General features: G+C 60.8%; 15 protein-coding genes. 10 read left to right on the top strand and 5 right to left on the bottom strand.

Annotated features, from left to right (window positions below; translation table 11 throughout):
* Positions 1-24: 24 nt before the first annotated feature.
* A complete protein-coding gene (locus tag SULPSESMR1_RS12025) occupies positions 25-645 on the top strand; it encodes a DNA-3-methyladenine glycosylase I (protein WP_089421044.1) in 621 nt (206 codons plus the stop codon).
* A 124-nt stretch (positions 646-769) separates the two neighbouring features.
* Positions 770-1,390 (top strand): 30S ribosomal protein S4, encoded by a 621-nt coding sequence (rpsD, locus tag SULPSESMR1_RS12020; RefSeq protein WP_089421043.1) that lies wholly within the window; start codon positions 770-772, stop codon positions 1,388-1,390.
* A 70-nt stretch (positions 1,391-1,460) separates the two neighbouring features.
* On the opposite strand, the gene SULPSESMR1_RS12015 is transcribed toward rpsD, so the two are convergent.
* On the bottom strand, positions 1,461-2,060 hold the full coding sequence (locus tag SULPSESMR1_RS12015) for a UdgX family uracil-DNA binding protein (RefSeq protein WP_089421042.1): 600 nt from the start codon (positions 2,058-2,060) through the stop codon (positions 1,461-1,463).
* A 242-nt stretch (positions 2,061-2,302) separates the two neighbouring features.
* On the opposite strand from SULPSESMR1_RS12015, the gene hisC reads away from it, so the two are divergent.
* The 3 genes from hisC to SULPSESMR1_RS12000 are packed head-to-tail and all read left to right on the top strand — an operon-like array spanning position 2,303 to position 5,126.
* The gene (gene hisC, locus SULPSESMR1_RS12010; protein ID WP_089421041.1) at positions 2,303-3,394 is read left to right on the top strand and encodes a histidinol-phosphate transaminase; all 1,092 of its coding nucleotides are present in this window, start codon (positions 2,303-2,305) and stop codon (positions 3,392-3,394) included.
* Positions 3,391-4,332, top strand: a complete 942-nt coding sequence (locus SULPSESMR1_RS12005; RefSeq protein ID WP_089421040.1) for a prephenate/arogenate dehydrogenase family protein — start codon at positions 3,391-3,393, stop codon at positions 4,330-4,332. The genes hisC and SULPSESMR1_RS12005 overlap by 4 nt, the downstream gene beginning before the upstream one ends.
* Complete coding sequence (locus tag SULPSESMR1_RS12000; RefSeq protein ID WP_089421039.1) at positions 4,329-5,126, top strand: extensin-like domain-containing protein; 798 nt, start codon at positions 4,329-4,331, stop codon at positions 5,124-5,126. The genes SULPSESMR1_RS12005 and SULPSESMR1_RS12000 overlap by 4 nt, the downstream gene beginning before the upstream one ends.
* Before the next feature lie 76 nt (positions 5,127-5,202).
* On the opposite strand, the gene SULPSESMR1_RS11995 is transcribed toward SULPSESMR1_RS12000, so the two are convergent.
* Positions 5,203-6,201 (bottom strand): DUF2125 domain-containing protein, encoded by a 999-nt coding sequence (locus SULPSESMR1_RS11995; protein WP_089421038.1) that lies wholly within the window; start codon positions 6,199-6,201, stop codon positions 5,203-5,205.
* 67 nt (positions 6,202-6,268) lie between these two features.
* Between SULPSESMR1_RS11995 and SULPSESMR1_RS11990 the strand changes: the two genes are divergently transcribed.
* The 3 genes from SULPSESMR1_RS11990 (at position 6,269) to SULPSESMR1_RS11980 (ending at position 10,149) form a co-directional block, all read left to right on the top strand.
* Positions 6,269-6,799 (top strand): gamma-glutamylcyclotransferase, encoded by a 531-nt coding sequence (locus SULPSESMR1_RS11990; protein ID WP_089421037.1) that lies wholly within the window; start codon positions 6,269-6,271, stop codon positions 6,797-6,799.
* A gap of 72 nt (positions 6,800-6,871) precedes the next feature.
* Positions 6,872-8,086, top strand: a complete 1,215-nt coding sequence (locus SULPSESMR1_RS11985; protein WP_089421036.1) for a biopolymer transporter ExbB — start codon at positions 6,872-6,874, stop codon at positions 8,084-8,086.
* Positions 8,086-10,149 (top strand): peptidoglycan -binding protein, encoded by a 2,064-nt coding sequence (locus SULPSESMR1_RS11980; protein WP_089421035.1) that lies wholly within the window; start codon positions 8,086-8,088, stop codon positions 10,147-10,149. Before SULPSESMR1_RS11985 ends, SULPSESMR1_RS11980 begins: the two co-directional genes overlap by 1 nt.
* Before the next feature lie 61 nt (positions 10,150-10,210).
* On the opposite strand, the gene SULPSESMR1_RS11975 is transcribed toward SULPSESMR1_RS11980, so the two are convergent.
* From SULPSESMR1_RS11975 to gloB, 3 genes are all read right to left on the bottom strand, one after another.
* On the bottom strand, positions 10,211-11,182 hold the full coding sequence (locus SULPSESMR1_RS11975; protein WP_089421034.1) for a M23 family metallopeptidase: 972 nt from the start codon (positions 11,180-11,182) through the stop codon (positions 10,211-10,213).
* Positions 11,179-13,500, bottom strand: a complete 2,322-nt coding sequence (clpA, locus tag SULPSESMR1_RS11970) for an ATP-dependent Clp protease ATP-binding subunit ClpA (protein WP_089421033.1) — start codon at positions 13,498-13,500, stop codon at positions 11,179-11,181. Before clpA ends, SULPSESMR1_RS11975 begins: the two co-directional genes overlap by 4 nt.
* A 179-nt stretch (positions 13,501-13,679) precedes the next feature.
* Positions 13,680-14,447: a hydroxyacylglutathione hydrolase gene (gene gloB, locus SULPSESMR1_RS11965; RefSeq protein WP_198362793.1), complete on the bottom strand. Its 768-nt coding sequence runs from the start codon at positions 14,445-14,447 to the stop codon at positions 13,680-13,682.
* A 68-nt stretch (positions 14,448-14,515) separates the two neighbouring features.
* On the opposite strand from gloB, the gene SULPSESMR1_RS11960 reads away from it, so the two are divergent.
* Both SULPSESMR1_RS11960 and SULPSESMR1_RS11955 read left to right on the top strand, forming a co-directional pair.
* Positions 14,516-15,256, top strand: coding sequence for a methyltransferase domain-containing protein (locus SULPSESMR1_RS11960; RefSeq protein WP_089421032.1), 741 nt, complete (start codon positions 14,516-14,518; stop codon positions 15,254-15,256).
* 172 nt (positions 15,257-15,428) lie between these two features.
* Complete coding sequence (locus SULPSESMR1_RS11955) at positions 15,429-16,259, top strand: class II aldolase/adducin family protein (protein WP_240311464.1); 831 nt, start codon at positions 15,429-15,431, stop codon at positions 16,257-16,259.
* The last annotated feature ends 232 nt before the right edge of the window (positions 16,260-16,491 follow it).

Here is a 16,491-nt window from a genome sequence, read left to right as displayed (position 1 = left end):
TAGTCTTATCTTCGGAGTCGTCTCATGTGCGGTGAAATAACAAACGGTGACGGGATCACCCGCTGCAACTGGGCGGGGTCAGAACCGATTTATCGCGCCTATCACGACACCGAATGGGGCGTGCCCGAATACGACAGCCGCGCCCTGTGGGAGAAGCTGGTGCTTGACGGATTTCAGGCGGGGCTGTCGTGGATTACCATCCTGAAAAAGCGCGACAATTTCCGTGCCGCCTTTCGCGGTTTTGACCCGCGCGAGATTGCGCGCTGGGGTAATGAAGACGTCGAACGGTTAGTGCAGGACGCAGGTATCATCCGCCATCGTGGCAAGATCGCCGCGACCATTTCCAACGCTCAGGCATGGTGCCGGATCGAGGACCAGACAGGCTTTGACACCTATATGTGGCGTTTTGTCGATTTCGCACCATTGCAACCAAAATACACAGCTCAGGATCAGGTGCCGCCCTGCACGGATCTGAGTACGCGAATCTCCAGACAAATGAAGAAAGACGGCTTCAAGTTTTGCGGCCCCACCATCGTCTATGCGTGGATGGAGGCCTGCGGTCTGGTCAACGATCATCTAACCACCTGCCACCGCCACGCGGCAGTCACGCAAATGGGTCAGCAATCACCGCCAATAGGCCGTTGACTCTGCCCCGCGCGGGCGTATAAGCGCCCCTTCATTGGTGTTGGTGGTCCCTGCAAGGGGAAGCCTGTCGGGTCATGGACCAGAGGACAACGCCCTTTATGAACCTAAATAAAGGAGACCAGCCGTGACCAAACGCACGTCTGCCAAGTACAAAATCGACCGCCGCATGGGCGAAAACATCTGGGGCCGCGCCAAATCGCCGGTCAACCGTCGTGAATATGGCCCCGGCCAGCACGGCCAGCGCCGCAAGGGCAAACTGTCGGACTTCGGTCTGCAGCTGCGCGCCAAGCAGAAGCTGAAAGGCTACTACGGCGACCTGACCGAAAAACAATTCCGCCGCATCTATGCCGAAGCCGAACGTGTCAAAGGCGACACCGGTGAAAACTTGATCGGCCTGCTCGAGCGTCGTCTTGACGCCGTTGTCTACCGCGCGAAATTCGTGGCGACCGTTTTTGCTGCCCGCCAGTTCGTTAACCACGGCCACGTCCGTGTGAACGGCAAAAAAGTGAACATTCCTTCGTACCGCGTCAAAGAAGGCGACGTGATCGAAGTGCGTGACCGCTCCAAGCAGATGGCCGCCATTCTGGAAGCCACCCAACTGCCCGAGCGTGACGTGCCCGACTATATGGACGTGGATCACTCGAAATTGACCGCCACATTCGTACGCACACCTGCATTTGGTGACGTGCCGTATCCGGTGATGATGGAACCGAACCTCGTGGTCGAATTCTACGCCAAGAACTGATCCCTGCGATCTGTTCTGCACACTACAAAAGGCCGCGCCCCGAGCGCGGCCTTTTTTGCATTCTGGACGGTCATGCGGTATGGCCCTGGCCTAACCGTGCGGCCTGTTCCAGATCGTCCCTGAACAGGGCGGTCTGCGCCCCGCGCCGTGCCGCGTCGGGCAGGCGCAACAAACAAGACGGGTGCAGGGTCAGCAGAACCGGCCCATAGGCGGTATCCTTGATCTGGCCGCGCCGTTTCAAAACACCGTCTTTGCGTCGGGCCACGGTCAAAAGTGCTGTGCCACCCATCGCAACGATTAGCTTGGGTGTGACAAGCGCCACCTCAGCCTCCAGCCACCATTTGCACTGGATCACCTCGCTTTGCGTTGGTGTCTGGTGCATCCACCGCTTGCCGCGCGATCTGAATCTCAAGTGGTTCACCGCGTTGGTGATAAAGGCCGCCTGCCTGTCCAGTCCGGCCTGCGCTGCGATCTGGTCGAACAACTGATCGGCAGGCCCGACAAAGGGGCAACCGGTCTGGTCCTCGACTTCACCGGGTTGTTTCCCGACAATCATCAGCGCGGCATCTCGGTCGTGCATCAGTGACGGTGCATCGTGCAGCCGCCACAGAAACGCATAAAGCCGCGCAAATCGGTCGCCATCTCTGTACCAGATCAAGCAGTTGGCCATTCCCACAAAGGATTTTGGCACCACCACACGAGGTGCAAGAGGTGTGACAGTGGGCTGAATCTGAAAGAATCGCGAGTTTTTCCGAGAGTGTTTTAACCATATGTTCACATTATGTTCCGAGTTTCTGGGGTTCAATAGAAAGGGGTAGAAGACACACAGGCGTTGGCAAAATTGCGCAGGGGCAAAAGGGCATGGCGTAGGCGCGCTTGCCCCGCTAAAACGGGCCGCGAAGGAGCCAACCCATGACTCAAGCCATTGCGCCACAACCCGGCATTATGACAATCGACCCATACGTAGGTGGCACCAGCCATGTGGCGGGGATTGAAAACGCTGTAAAACTGTCGTCGAACGAAAACCCGTTGGGTCCGTCCGACAAGGCCGTCGAGGCGTTCCGTCGCGCGGCACACCAGTTGCACCGCTATCCCTCCACCGATCACGCCGCGCTGCGCGCAGCATTGGCGCAGGTGCACGGCGTTGACGCCGAGCGTGTCATTTGCGGGTCCGGCTCGGACGAGATCATCGCGTTTCTCTGTCAGGCCTACGCCGGGCCGGGAACCGAGGTTGTGCACACCGTTCACGGCTTTGGCATGTATTCGATCAGCGCCAAGGCGGCAGGTGCCACGCCTGTCGAAGTGCTGGAGGCCGACCGCGTCACCGACATCGACGCGCTGCTGGCGGCGTGCAACAAAAAGACACGGCTGGTGTTTATCGCAAACCCCAACAACCCTACGGGCACGATGATCTCGGATGCCGAGATCGCGCGTCTGGCGGACGGTTTGCCAAAGCAGGCGTTGCTGGTGCTGGACGGGGCCTATGCCGATTATGTCGAAGGATACGATGGCGGCGCATCGTTGGTGGACAGCCGCCAGAACGTGGTGATGACCCGCACGTTTTCCAAACTGTACGGCTTGGGCGGGCTGCGCATCGGTTGGGGCTATGGTCCTGCGCATGTGATCGACGTGCTGAACCGCATTCGCGGGCCGTTCAACGTCAGTCAGGCGGCGCTGGACACCGCCGAAGCGGCGGTGCGTGATGTGGCTTATGCCGATCACTGTCGCAGTGAAAACGCCCGCTGCCGTACCATTCTGGCCGAAGGGCTGGCCGCGTTGGGCGTGCCGTCAGACGTAAGCCATGCCAACTTTGTGCTGGCCCGTTTTGGTAGTGCGGACGAGGCAAATGCCTGTGACGCGTGGTTGCAATCCCAAGGGTTGATTGTGCGTAAAGTGGCCGGCTACAAATTGCCCGCCGCGCTGCGGGTCACCGTAGGTGATGAAAGCGCGTGCCGCCGTGTTGTTCACGCGGTCCGCCAGTTCAAGGAAGGCAAAAGCGCATGACCACTCCGGCCACGGCCCCTGTCTACAACCGTATTGCGCTGATCGGTCTGGGGCTGATCGCCTCGTCGATGTATTGGGCGATTCAGCGCAGTGGTCTGGCGGGCGAAGTCACCGGTTATGCGCGCAGTCAGGCGACCCGCGATACCGCGCGCCGCATCGGTTTGACCGATCGCGTCTGCGACAGTGCCGCCGAAGCCGTTGCCGGTGCCGATCTGGTGGTGCTGGCGGTGCCGGTGGGGGCGATGGCCTCGGTCGCGTCCGAGATCGCACCGCATCTGGCGCAGGGTGCGACCGTGACAGATGTGGGTTCGGTCAAACGCGACGTGATCAACAGCGTCGGGCCGCTGCTGCCTGAAAGTGTGCATTTTATTCCCGGTCACCCGTTGGCAGGAACCGAACATTCGGGACCGGAATCGGGGTTTGCCACTCTGTTCGACAACCGCTGGTGCCTGCTGGTTCCGGTCGAGGGCACTGACCCGAAGGCCACTGCGCAACTGCGCGCGCTGTGGGAAGGGCTTGGTGCGAACGTCGAGGAAATGGACGCCGACCACCACGATCTGGTGCTGGCCGTCACCTCGCACACGCCGCACCTGATCGCCTATACGATGGTGGGTGTGGCTGATGATCTGGGCCGCGTCACCGACGGCGAAGTCATTAAATATTCTGCCGCCGGATTTCGCGACTTTACCCGCATCGCTGCCTCGGACCCGACCATGTGGCGGGATGTATTCCTGACCAACAAGGATGCAACGCTGGAAATTCTGGGCCGCTTCACCGAAGAGCTCTTTGCCCTGCAGCGCGCCATCCGCACCGGTGACGGTGACCACCTGTTTGACTACTTCACCCGCACCCGCGCGATCCGACGCGGGATTATCGAGGCGGGACAAGACACGGACGCGCCCGACTTTGGGCGCTCGGTGTCCAAAGAGAAGATATGAGGGCGGCGCTGACATTGCTTTTGGCCCTGTGTGTGGCCACCACGGCAGCGGCTACCGCGCCAAAAAAACCCTTGCGCCCGATTGCGCGTGCAACCGCGGCGGTCTCCAAGGCCGTAATGGCGCCACCAGGTGTAATTGTTCTGCAACCGGACCAAAGCGCAGTGCATCTGGCCTCGGTGGCATCGTTTTCCGGACCGAAAACCACCCTTCGCCCCTTTGTGCGGCCCAAAGCGCTTGAACACAAAGCGATGGCAAAGAAACGCAAGCGGGCAAGGGGGGCGGTTTGTGGCGATGTTGATTTGCAAGGCACCTATGTCGGTCCCGTTCCCGGACGCATCGCGGCATGTGGCGTTGACGATGCTGTCAAGCTGCGGTCAGTGTCCGGCGTGGCGCTAAGCCAAGAGGCCGTGATGGATTGCGCCACGGCCAAGGCATTGAAAAAATGGACAGAACGCAGCGCAAAGCCGGCAATGGCCCGTCTGGGCGGTTTGACCGGCTTTCGCGTGGCGGCGCATTATTCGTGCCGTACACGCAACAACCGCCCTGGCGCCAAAGTGTCCGAACATGGCAAAGGCCGTGCGATCGACATCTCGGGCTTTCAGTTGCAGAGCGGAGAGATTGTGAGCGTGCTGGAGGGATGGAACTCATCGCGCCACAGCAAAGCACTACGTAAAATGCACGCGGGCGCGTGCGGGCCGTTCGGCACGGTGTTGGGGCCCAATTCGGACGGCTATCATCGCGACCATTTCCATTTTGATACGGCGCGGTATCGCAGCGGATCTTATTGCCGTTGAAAGGGTACAGGGGGGGCTTTGCCCCCGCCGCTGACACGGCTCCCCTAGGATATTTGTCGCCAAAAGAAGTGGTGCCTTAGCGCAGGATCAGGCGTGGGGCAGGGGCGACGGGCAGGAATCCGAGCGAGATGAATCCTCCGGCGAGGTTCAACTGCACGTCCAATGCGTCCGGATTGCCGCTGAGAGTCGCGAACCGGCGCAACACTTCTTCCGCCTGGCTGCGCATACCGCCGGGCAGCAGGTTGGCTGCTTCGGCCAGATCCAGCATGATCGGCCAGTTGTCGGCCTGAATGCTGACGGTGCCCGCGGGGATGCCTGCTGCGTCCACTTCAAGATCGGCGGCAAGGCGCAGGCGCAGATCACCCCAAGCAGCTTCGGCCAGATGCAGGGCGATCCAGCGCGGTTGCGGGCGGCGGTCTTCGAGCGCCCGAATGTCCCACGGACGGTCAAATGTGACGGTTGCCTCAAGCGCCAGTTGGTCAAAGGTCAGCGGCCATTCATCCGGTAGTCGCAAAGTGCGGCGTGGCACTGCTCCGGGCGCAAAGGCGGGGGCGCTGGCGGTGATGTCATAGGTGGCCCCGGTGGTGCGGATCGCCGCAAGGCTGAGGCCCTTTGCGCCAATCAGCGAACCCTCAGGCCCGTCCAGCTGCCAGCTCTGCGCGGCCCATTGCAACCGGTCGAGACCCAGCGCGCGTTCGCGACGCAGGTCGAGCGTCATCACGCTGTCTTGCATGGTCAAATCAGCGGCGCCTTCGGGTGTGGCGAATGTCATCGGGGTATCCGGCAAGCGCAGGGTTATGTTGCCGGGCCACAGCGCAGAAGCGGTGAACGTGATCTGCGGCGCACGGAACGCGACGCCGGTGTCAGGATCGGCCAATGCCAGATCCGCAATTCGGGTGCGCAGGTTCAACGGAAAGCCGCCCGGTTGCGGTCCATCCATATCGGCCTGCCAGCCTTCGGCGCGTCGGGCGTCGAACCACGACACCACGGCACTGTGCAGCGCATAGCTGGCAACCCCCCACCACACACACCACAGCGTGGCCAGCACCACGCACACCCGCAACAATCGCCGCATCTCGGCCCTTTCAAAATCAGCCCAAATCAGATTTACCCCGTGGGACAGGAATAAGGAACCGCGTGCAATGACGATGTGGGTTTTCGGCTATGGCAGCTTGCTTTGGAACCCCGGATTTCCGGTGGCAGACCGTGTTGTGGCACGGCTGAACGGGTATCAGCGGTCGTTTTGCATGCGCTCGATCCACCACCGTGGCACCGAAGAAGAACCGGGGCTGGTGCTGGCGCTGGACGCGGTCCCTCCGGCCTCTTGCGAAGGCATCGCAATGGCGGTGGCCCAAGGCGAGGAGGACGCGACGCTGCATTATCTGCGTGCCCGCGAGTTGATTTCGTCGGCCTATTACGAGGCCACTGTGCCCCTGCAACTTGTCGACGGGCGCGTGGTCGATGCGGTGGCCTATATCATCGACGCCAACCACACCCAGTATTGTGGCGGTCTGCCCTTGGAAGAACAGGCGCAGATTATCGCCAAGGCGGTGGGCGGGCGTGGCCCCAACACCGAGTATTTGTTCAATACTGCCGATCATTTGAACCAGATTGGCCTGCAAGACGCCGATTTGGACTGGCTGGCGGCACGCGTGCGGGCAATTTGTGGATAATCTCTTGGCCTTGATTGCAATTGTTCGTTATCGTTGCTGCAGAGCAGTATTTTAGGGCAAGGACCCGGGCGCATGTCGCAGATGGACCGCGAAGCGCGGCCACAATTTTCCCAACCGGTGCGGCAGATCGCGCTGATGCTAATGGTGATCGCCCTTAGCGCGGCGATGGTGTTTGTTGCAGCACCCAGCGTGTTGCCGGTGTTCGAAGCGAACCCCTATCTGAACGGGTTCATCTTTTTCGTTTTTCTGATCGGTGTGGTGGCGTGCTTCTGGCAGGTCTTGCAGCTGATCGGATCGGTGCGCTGGATCGAAAGTTTTGCCGCCGATACGCTGGAAAGTGACAACAATGCGCCGCAGCTTTTGGCGCCGCTCGCGTCGCTGTTGCGCACGCGGGGCGCGCGGATGCAGGTTTCGGCCACTTCGACGCGGTCTATTCTGGATTCGGTGGCTACACGGATAGACGAAGCGCGGGAAATCACACGATACATCGTTAACCTGCTGATTTTTCTTGGGCTTTTGGGCACGTTTTATGGTCTGGCAACCACTGTACCCGCGCTGGTCGACACGATCCGCAGTCTTGCGCCACAAGACGGCGACGCGGGTGTGGATGTGTTTGGCCGCCTGATGGACGGGCTGGATTCGCAGCTGAGCGGCATGGGTGTGGCGTTTGGGTCGTCCCTGCTGGGGCTGGCGGGATCGCTGATTGTGGGATTGTTGGAACTGTTCGCAGGCCACGGGCAGAACCGGTTTTACCGCGAGCTGGAAGAATGGCTGAGTTCGATCACACGGGTCAGCTTTGCTTCGGCTGACGATGGAACGGGCGATGCGCCGGCACTGGCCAGTGTGATGGACCATCTGGCCGAGCAGATGGAAGCGCTGCAACAGATGGTCACGCAATCGGACGTTTCGCGGACGATGGTGGATGAAAAGTTGGGCACGCTCGCTGATGCAATCCACGGCATGACGCGGCAGATGCAGCATGGCGACCCTGAAAATTCGGCGCTGGAACGTGTCGCGGCAGGGCAGGAACGGCTGATAGCGCATTTCGAATCCCAAGGTTCGGGGGACGGAATTGATGCAGAAAGCCGGATGCGGTTGCGGTCGATCGACGTGCAGATGCTGCGCATCCTCGAAGAGATTTCCGCAGGCCGTCAGGAAAGCATGGCCGAGTTACGCAGTGATCTTGCCGGACTGACCCAGGCGCTGTCACAACCGCGCGGGCCAAACCGGGGCAATCGCGGGCGTGGCCCCCAAGGTGGGACAGGAAACGTCAAGGGTGACGGCTGATGGCCCTGTCGCGTCGCACGGGGTCACGGTTTCAGGGGTCGATCTGGCCCGGCTTTGTCGATGCGATGACCGGTCTGCTGCTGGTGCTGATGTTTGTGCTGACCATTTTTATGGTGGTGCAATATGTGTTGCGCGAAACCATTTCGGGGCAGGAAAGCGAACTGGACCAACTGGCCGGGGAAGTTGCCGCTCTGGCGCAGGCTTTGGGGATGGAAGAGCAGCGTGGCAACCGGCTTGATGCACGGCTGTCGGCGCTGTCGGCGACGCTCAGCGATGCGCAGCAACAGGTGTCGGATCAGGCGGCATTAATCACCTCGCTGACGGAACAGCGCGACGCGCAGGCCAGCGAACTGGCAGCTGCGCAAACACGGATCACAAGTTTCGAAGCACAGGTTGCAGCGCTGTTGGCCGACCGCGATCAGGCGCAGGCCGCGGTTGCGGATTTACAGGCCGAGCAGGTCCGATTGCTGTCCGAGCAAGAGGCGCTGAATCTGGCACTGGCGCAGGCCCGCGAAGAAATTGATGCAGGCACCGAAGCGGCCCGTTTGGCGGCGGCGCGTCGCGAGGCGCTGGACGCGCTGGTGGCCGATTTGCGGGCAAGGAATGCCGAGGCCGAAGGGCAGTTGACGGCCTTGGATACGCAATTGAACGAGGCCCAAGACGCGCTGAGTGAGGAAGAAGCAGCAAGGCTGGCCGAAGCAGAGGCGGCAAAGCTGTTGCGCGAACGGCTTGAAGCGGCAGATGCCGAACTGACCTCGATGACGCTGGCACTGGAAGCGCAGCGTAAGGAAGCCGAGGAAACATTGACCTTGCTCGCAGCCGCGCGCGCCGCCGAAGCCGATCTGGACACGCAACTGGTCGCTGCCTTGTTGCAGGTCGAAACCCTGAAAGGGCAGGCCGAAGGCACCGACAGCACCGTGCAAGAACTGGCTGGCCAGACACAGGCGCTGACCGCGCAAAAAGACGCGCTGGAAGGACAGCTTGCTGCGTTGCAGGGGCAGCTGGACGTGGCCACAGCGACAATTGAAGCAGGCAGCGCCGAAACACAGGATCTGCGTGCGCGTCTTACGGCGGCACTGGCCGATGTCACGGCGCAAAAGGCGGCGGCGGAAACCGCAAAATCGCAAAACGCCGATTTGCGGACGCAATTGCAGGCCGCCTTGGCAGCGAAACTGGCCGCTGAAACAGATGCCGAAACCCTGACCGCAGACGCCGCCGAAGTGCGCGCGCAACTGGCCGCTGCACTGGCGGCGAAACTGGCCGCTGAAAATGCTATCGACGAGACGATGACCGACGCAGAACGCCGTGCCGCGCTGTTGCAGACCGAGCGCGACAAGCTGGCAGAGGAACAGGAAAAATCCACCGCCGCCCAACGCCAGACCGAGGTGCTGAACCAGCAGGTCGCGGCGTTGCGTTCGCAATTGGGACAGCTTCAGGCGCTGCTGGACGATGCCAAATCGCGCGACGAGGCTGCGCAAGTTGAACTGCTGTCGCTGGGGCAGGATCTGAACACTGCTCTGGCGCGGGTGGCAGCCGAAGAGCGCCGCCGCCGTGTGCTGGAAGAGCAAGAGCGCAAGCGACTGGAAGCAGCAGCACAGGATCTGGAAAAGTACCGTTCAGAATTCTTTGGCCGTTTGCGCGACGTTTTGGGCAACCAAGAGGGCGTGCGGATCGAGGGTGACCGGTTCGTGTTCTCTTCCGAAGTTCTGTTTCCGCCCGGTGCTGCGGAAATTTCGGCTGACGGGAAGCGCGAGATTGCCAAGATCGCAGCGATCCTGCGCAGCGTGGTCGCCGACATTCCGCCCGAGATCGACTGGGTGATCCGCGTCGACGGTCACACCGACAATGTGCCCCTGTCCGGTCTGGGAGAGTTTGCCGATAACTGGGAACTGAGTCAGGCGCGGGCGCTGTCGGTCGTGAAATATATGGTGAACTTCCTTGGCATTCCGCCGGACCGGCTGTCGGCCAACGGGTTCGGGCAGTACCAGCCAGTAGACATTGCAGACACGGACGAAGCCCGCGCGCAAAACCGTCGTATCGAGTTGAAATTTACCGAGAAATAGGGGCTCTGCCCCCGGCGCTGCGCGCCTCCCCCGGAGTTTACTGGCAAGATGAAGGGGCGCGTTAGCGCAGGGTGATGTTGGCGCTGCGGGTGTCGATCTGGCGGCCCTTGCGGGACAAAGTGGCAATGCCCGTGTAAGTGCCCGTGGGCCAGACGGCGCGCTTCAGACGCTTGCCGACGGCGCGAAAGAACTGCGCTTGGGTTTTTTCCAGCGCGATTGTCTGATCGACCACCGTGCCGTCAGGACCGGTCAGGACCAGGCGTAGTTTGTCGTCCTTCTGGCCACCGAAGGCGTAACCGTAAACCACCAGAGCGGGTGCATCCACAGGCAGGGACGGTTTGGCAGCGCTGCCTGATTTGACGTCGGCATAGTCGGGAATACCGTCGGAAAAGCCGACGTCAAGGAAGCCGCCCGCTCGGTATGGCGGCGGGTTTTGCCATAGGGTGTCTGGGTCGGGTGTGCCGCAGGTGATTTTGCCATCGGGATCAAACGGGTCGATGGTGGTGCCGTTGTGGCGCACGTTGAGGTGGATGTGAGGGAACTGGGCGAGGCCACTGACCCCCACCTGACCCAGCACGCTGCCGCGGCTGACCTGATCGCCCGAGTGGACTGCCAGGCTGTCTTTTTTCATGTGGCAATATTGCGTTTCCCAGCCATCTCCGTGGTCGATCACCAGCCCGTTGCCACATTCGCGGCCCTTAATTTCCTCGGCGTTCGAGGTCGTATAGATGCGGTCCTCCATGCCGTCGCGCACGCCCTTGACTGTACCGGGGGCGCTGGCCAGAACGTTCACACCCGCCTGCATCTGTTGCAAGGTACGCAGGCTAAAATCGGTGCCCTTGTGCGCATCATAGCTGAGCGGCGCGCACAAGTAATCGGACGCGCCCGCGCTGCTGTCGTGGTCAACATATTGCTGGATAAAGCAGTCGCGCCCCAGATCACAATCAATTGGTGGCGTCAAAACAGGATCGCCCGCCGCAGGCATCCCTGCGACGAGCGTAAGTGTCAGTGCGGTGCAAACCGCGCGGATCATTCAGCCGTCAGAAGCGGCGGCTTGTTGCCTGAAATCCTTGGTTTGTCCGGTCCTTCGATCTTCAGGTCCAGCACACCGTTTTTCATACCGACTTTGACAACTCCACCTTTGGCCAGCTTGCCAAAGAGCAACTCTTCGGCCAGCGGCTTTTTGATGTATTCCTGAATAACACGGCCCAAGGGACGCGCTCCCATCTTGCTGTCATAGCCTTTGTCGGCCAGCCATTCGGCGGCAGGTCGGGTCAGTTCGATCGTCACGCCACGGTCCATCAGCTGTGCTTCGAGTTGCAGCACGAACTTTTCGACCACTTGCATGATCACCGTTTTCGGCAGCGGCGCAAAGCTGATCACCGCGTCCAGACGGTTGCGGAATTCCGGCGTGAACGTCCGTTCGATGGCGGCTGTATCCTCGCCCTCGCGACGGTCGCGGCCAAAGCCGATTGCCTCTTTGGCCTGTTCAGCCGCACCGGCGTTCGAGGTCATGATCAGCACCACATTGCGGAAATCCACCGTGCGGCCGTTGTGGTCGGTCAGGCGGCCATGATCCATGACCTGCAACAGGATGTTGTAGACATCCGGGTGCGCCTTTTCCATCTCGTCCAGCAGCAGAACGCAGTGTGGGTGCTGATCGATTCCGTCGGTCAGCAAGCCGCCCTGATCAAAGCCGACATAGCCCGGAGGGGCACCGATCAATCGGCTGACCGCGTGTTTCTCCATGTATTCGGACATATCGAAACGCAGCAGTTGCACACCCAGCGTATCTGCCAGTTGTTTTGCCACTTCGGTTTTGCCCACGCCGGTCGGCCCTGCGAACAGGTAGTTGCCGATGGGTTTTTCCGGCTCGCGCAGGCCCGCACGCGACAGTTTGATGGCCGAGGCAAGTGCCTCGATTGCGTTATCCTGACCAAAGACGACGCGTTTCAGCGACCCTTCAAGATCCTTGAGCACCTCGGCGTCATCTTTCGACACGTTTTTCGGCGGGATGCGGGCGATCTTGGCCACGACGGCCTCGATCTCCTTGGTGCCGATGGTTTTGCGCCGCTTGTTGGCAACCACCAGATGCTGTGCGGCACCCGCCTCGTCGATGACGTCGATGGCGCTGTCGGGCAGCTTGCGGTCGTTGATGTACCGGCTGGCCAGTTCTACCGATGTCTTGATCGCATCCGAGGTGTATTTCACCGAATGGTGTTCCTCGAAATACGGCTTAAGACCGCGCAGGATTTTCACCGCATCTTCGACCGACGGTTCGCTGACGTCGATTTTCTGGAACCGGCGCGACAGGGCGCGGTCTTTTTCGAAGTGCTGGCGGAACTCTTTATACGTAGTCGAGCCCATGGTGCGCAGTTTGCCCCCCTGAAGCGCAGGCTTCAGCAGGTTCGATGCGTCCATTGCCCCACCCGAGGTGGCACCGGCACCGATCACGGTGTGAATCTCGTCGATGAACAGAACCGCATCCTTGTGCGCTTCCAGCTCGGTCACGACGGCTTTCAGGCGCTCTTCAAAGTCGCCACGATAGCGGGTGCCTGCCAGCAACGCGCCCATGTCCAGCGAATAGATCGTGGTGTTGGCCAGAACCTCGGGGGTTTCGCCCGATACGATCTTGCGCGCCAGACCTTCGGCGATGGCAGTTTTGCCCACACCGGGATCCCCCACCAGCAGCGGGTTGTTCTTGCGCCGGCGGCAGAGAACCTGAATGCAACGTTCCACTTCGCTGTCACGACCGATCAGCGGATCAATGTCGCCTTCGCGCGATTTTGCGTTCAGATCGACGCAGTATTTCTCAAGCGCCGAATCCTTTTTCTCGCCTTCGGTCACGCCTTGCGGCTCGTCTTCGTGCTCGGGCGCGCCGGAAACGGGGCGCGGATCGCCGAAAGCAGGGTCTTTGGCGACGCCGTGGGCGATAAAGTTGACCGCATCATAGCGGGTCATGTCCTGCTCCTGCAGGAAATAGGCCGCGTTGCTTTCGCGTTCGGCAAAGATCGCGACCAGAACGTTGGCACCGGTCACTTCGGTGCGGCCCGAAGACTGCACATGGATCGCCGCACGCTGGATTACGCGTTGGAAGGCCGCTGTTGGCACTGCTTCGCTGCCGTCGATATCTGTCACAAGGTTCGACAGATCCTCGTCGACAAATTCGTTCAGCGTGGTGCGCAGTTCGTCAACATCGACGCTGCATGCCTGCATGACACGTTTGGCGTCGGGTTCTTCGACCAACGCCAACAGCAAATGCTCCAGCGTTGCGAATTCGTGGCGACGCTCGTTTGCCAGCGCCAGCGCGGAATGGATTGCTTTTTCCAATGTCGTCGAGAATGAAGGCACGCTCGTGCTCCTTCTGATCTGGGTCGGTGGGGACATTTTGGCGTCCCTCCGCCAACCATGGCCTCATACTGTTAGAGTTTGGTTGATCGACGGCTGGCTTCAAGGGTTTTCTTTCATAAACCAGTCACAAAAGTGACAATACCCGATGAAACGCTATCGATTGTTGCGAATGGCGGGCGTCAGAACCGGTCGCGGCGGGCGCGGATTTCGGTAAAAACGTCCAGTGGCGTTGCGCCTGCCATGTCCAGATGGGCGGCAATGGCAGGGTCTGAGGCGCGCAGAAAAGGATTGGTGTCCAGTTCAAGCTGAAGCTTGGAAGGTACAGTGGGCATCCCGGCGGCGCGTTTCTCCGCGATGTCCTGTGTACGAGATATAAGTGCAGCGTTTTGCGGGTCAACCGTCGCGGCGAAATTTGCGTTTGTGGTGGTGTATTCATGTCCCGAACAAACCGTTGTGTCGCCGGGCAGGGCGGCCAGCTTGGTCATGCTGTCCAGCATCTGCGCGGGCGTGCCCTCGAACAGGCGGCCACAGCCCAGTGCCATCAGGCTGTCGGCGGTAAACACCAGTTTCGACGCGGGTGCGTAAAAGGCGATATGGCCGACGGTGTGGCCGCTCACGTCCAGAACCTCGAAGGAATCACTGCCCACGGTAAAGCTGTCACCTTCGGCCACAGCCAGATCCAGCGGCGGCAGACGGTGCGCATCTGCCGAAGCGCCCACAACCTTGGCTGGATGATCGGCCAGCAACTCGGGCAGACCATCGACATGGTCCCAGTGGTGGTGTGTAAGCAGCACATGGCTCAGCGTCCAGTCGCGCGCGGCCAGCGCTGCCTTGATCGGTCCGGCTTCGGGCACATCAATCACCGCGGTTTCGCCGCTGTCGGCGTCGTGGACCAAAAAGGCATAATTGTCTTCAAGGCAGGGCACAGTGACGAGTTCAAGAGGCATGGTCATTTCCTTCACGGTTGATAGGATCGGCGCAAGGGCCAGCTTGGCCGATCCGATGAAGGGCTGCAATGCACCTCGACGTACAGGACTTGCGCAATTTCTATTATCGCAGCGCGCTGGGGCGTGCCGCGCAGAAATCGCTGCGCGGGCGTATGCTGCAACTGTGGCCCGAGGCCAAGGGGCAAACTGTTGCGGGCTATGGCTTTGCGGTGCCGCTGTTGCGCCCCTATATGCCCGACGCGCGCCGGGTGATGGCATTGATGCCGGGGCCGCAGGGCGTGATGCCCTGGCCCGCAGGTCAGCCCAATGTGTCGGCGCTGATAGAAGAGACGATGTGGCCCGTCGAAACCGGCCATGTGGACAAGCTGGTGGTGTTGCACGGGTTGGAAACCTCGGACCGTCCGCAGGAGCTGCTGGAAGAATGCTGGCGGGTGCTGGGGCCGGGGGGCAAAGCGCTGTTCATCGTTCCCAACCGCGCAGGTCTGTGGTCGCGGCGCGACCGCACGCCGTTCGGATACGGGCGGCCCTATTCGGCGTCCCAACTGGAAACCCAGCTGCGCAAACACCAGTTTTTGCCTGAACGCCATGTGGGCGCGCTCTACCAGTTTCCGTCGGGCAAGCGGCTGTGGATGAAATCCGCAGGCATGTTCGAAGGCGTGGGCCGCTCGATGCCCGGCATGTTCGCAGGGGGCGCGTTCATGGTCGAGGCGTCCAAGCTGGTCTATCCACCCAAGGGCACGACCAGCCGGGTGCGTAAGCGGGTCGGCGTGCTGGACGGGTTGACCGAACCCAGCGCAAAACCGATCTGAGCGCGCAATCCACCTGCCGCGCGGCACCCTTGGCGCATCCAGACACAGCCGTTTCAACGTCTCGGCCCGATCACGCCGAAAAGCCGTTGCGTGGAACGCTGCGTCATTTCCTTTTGCGCGTGCGTTGGTCTAGGCTCGGGCCAACAAATTGCTCGTCTGGGAGGAGAGACCGATGAAAGATGCAGCCACCGCCATGCCCACGGCCATGGACATCAAGGACATGCCCGATCCGATGGAGATGCCCTCGCTCAAGGGCAAAGTTCCGGAACAGGAATGGGCCCTGCGCTGCCAACTGGCCGCCACCTACCGGCTGTGCGCGATGCATGGCTGGACCGATCTGGTCTTTACCCACATCTCGGCGCGTTTACCGGATGAGGACGGGTCCGAGCGGTTCTTGATCAATCCTTACGGCGTGATGTTCGACGAAATGACAGCGTCTTCGCTGGTCAAGATCGATCTCGAGGGCAATATTTGTCAGGACACGCCCTACAATATCAATCCTGCGGGCTTTACCATTCATTCGGCCATTCACGCCGCACGCCACGATGCGGGCTGTGTAATTCATGTACACACGCCCTATGGCGTGGCGGTGTCAGTGCAGAATGGCGGGCTGCGCCGCTATACCCAGTTCTCGATGATCGTGAACAACGATCTGGCCTATCACGACTATGAAGGCATCGCGCTGGAACTGGACGAGCGCGAGCGGATCGTGAACGATCTGGGTGACAAGTCGCTGCTGATGCTGCGCAACCACGGCACGCTGACGGTGGGGCCGAACTGTGCGATTGCCTTCCTGCGGATGTATTTCCTCGAGAACGCCTGCAAGACGCAAATCTTTGCGCAGGCCGCGGGCACCGAAAACCTGCACGAGGAAGACCAGGCAATGGCCGACACCGTGCAGGCACAGGCCAAGGGGGCGTTCACGCCGGGCTATGGTGACAACCTGATCTGGCCGGGGCTGATGCGCAAGCTGAAGCGGACCAATCCGGGTTACGATCACTAGTATTCGGCGCATGGGCAGGGGGCCAGCCCCCCGGCCTGCGGCCGTCCCCCGGAGTTTTTCCGGCAAGATGAAGGGCGGGTCTGTGCGATGAAGCAGCGGTGGTAAATTTGTGGTGAATGCCTCGGAATCGCTCAGTTGGGGCCCTCGATCGATACAGTTTTTTAACATTTTCGTCTGCGCAAAGCGTCGCACTTGGGGTAAGGGTTTGAAATTAAATAAAAACAGCCTTTTG

The sequence above is a fragment of the Pseudosulfitobacter pseudonitzschiae genome (genome assembly GCF_002222635.1).
In the GTDB taxonomy this organism is placed as follows: Bacteria; Pseudomonadota; Alphaproteobacteria; order Rhodobacterales; family Rhodobacteraceae; genus Pseudosulfitobacter; species Pseudosulfitobacter pseudonitzschiae_A.
Note: the sequence above shows the minus strand (reverse complement) of the source record. Positions and strands in the feature narration are given on the sequence as shown.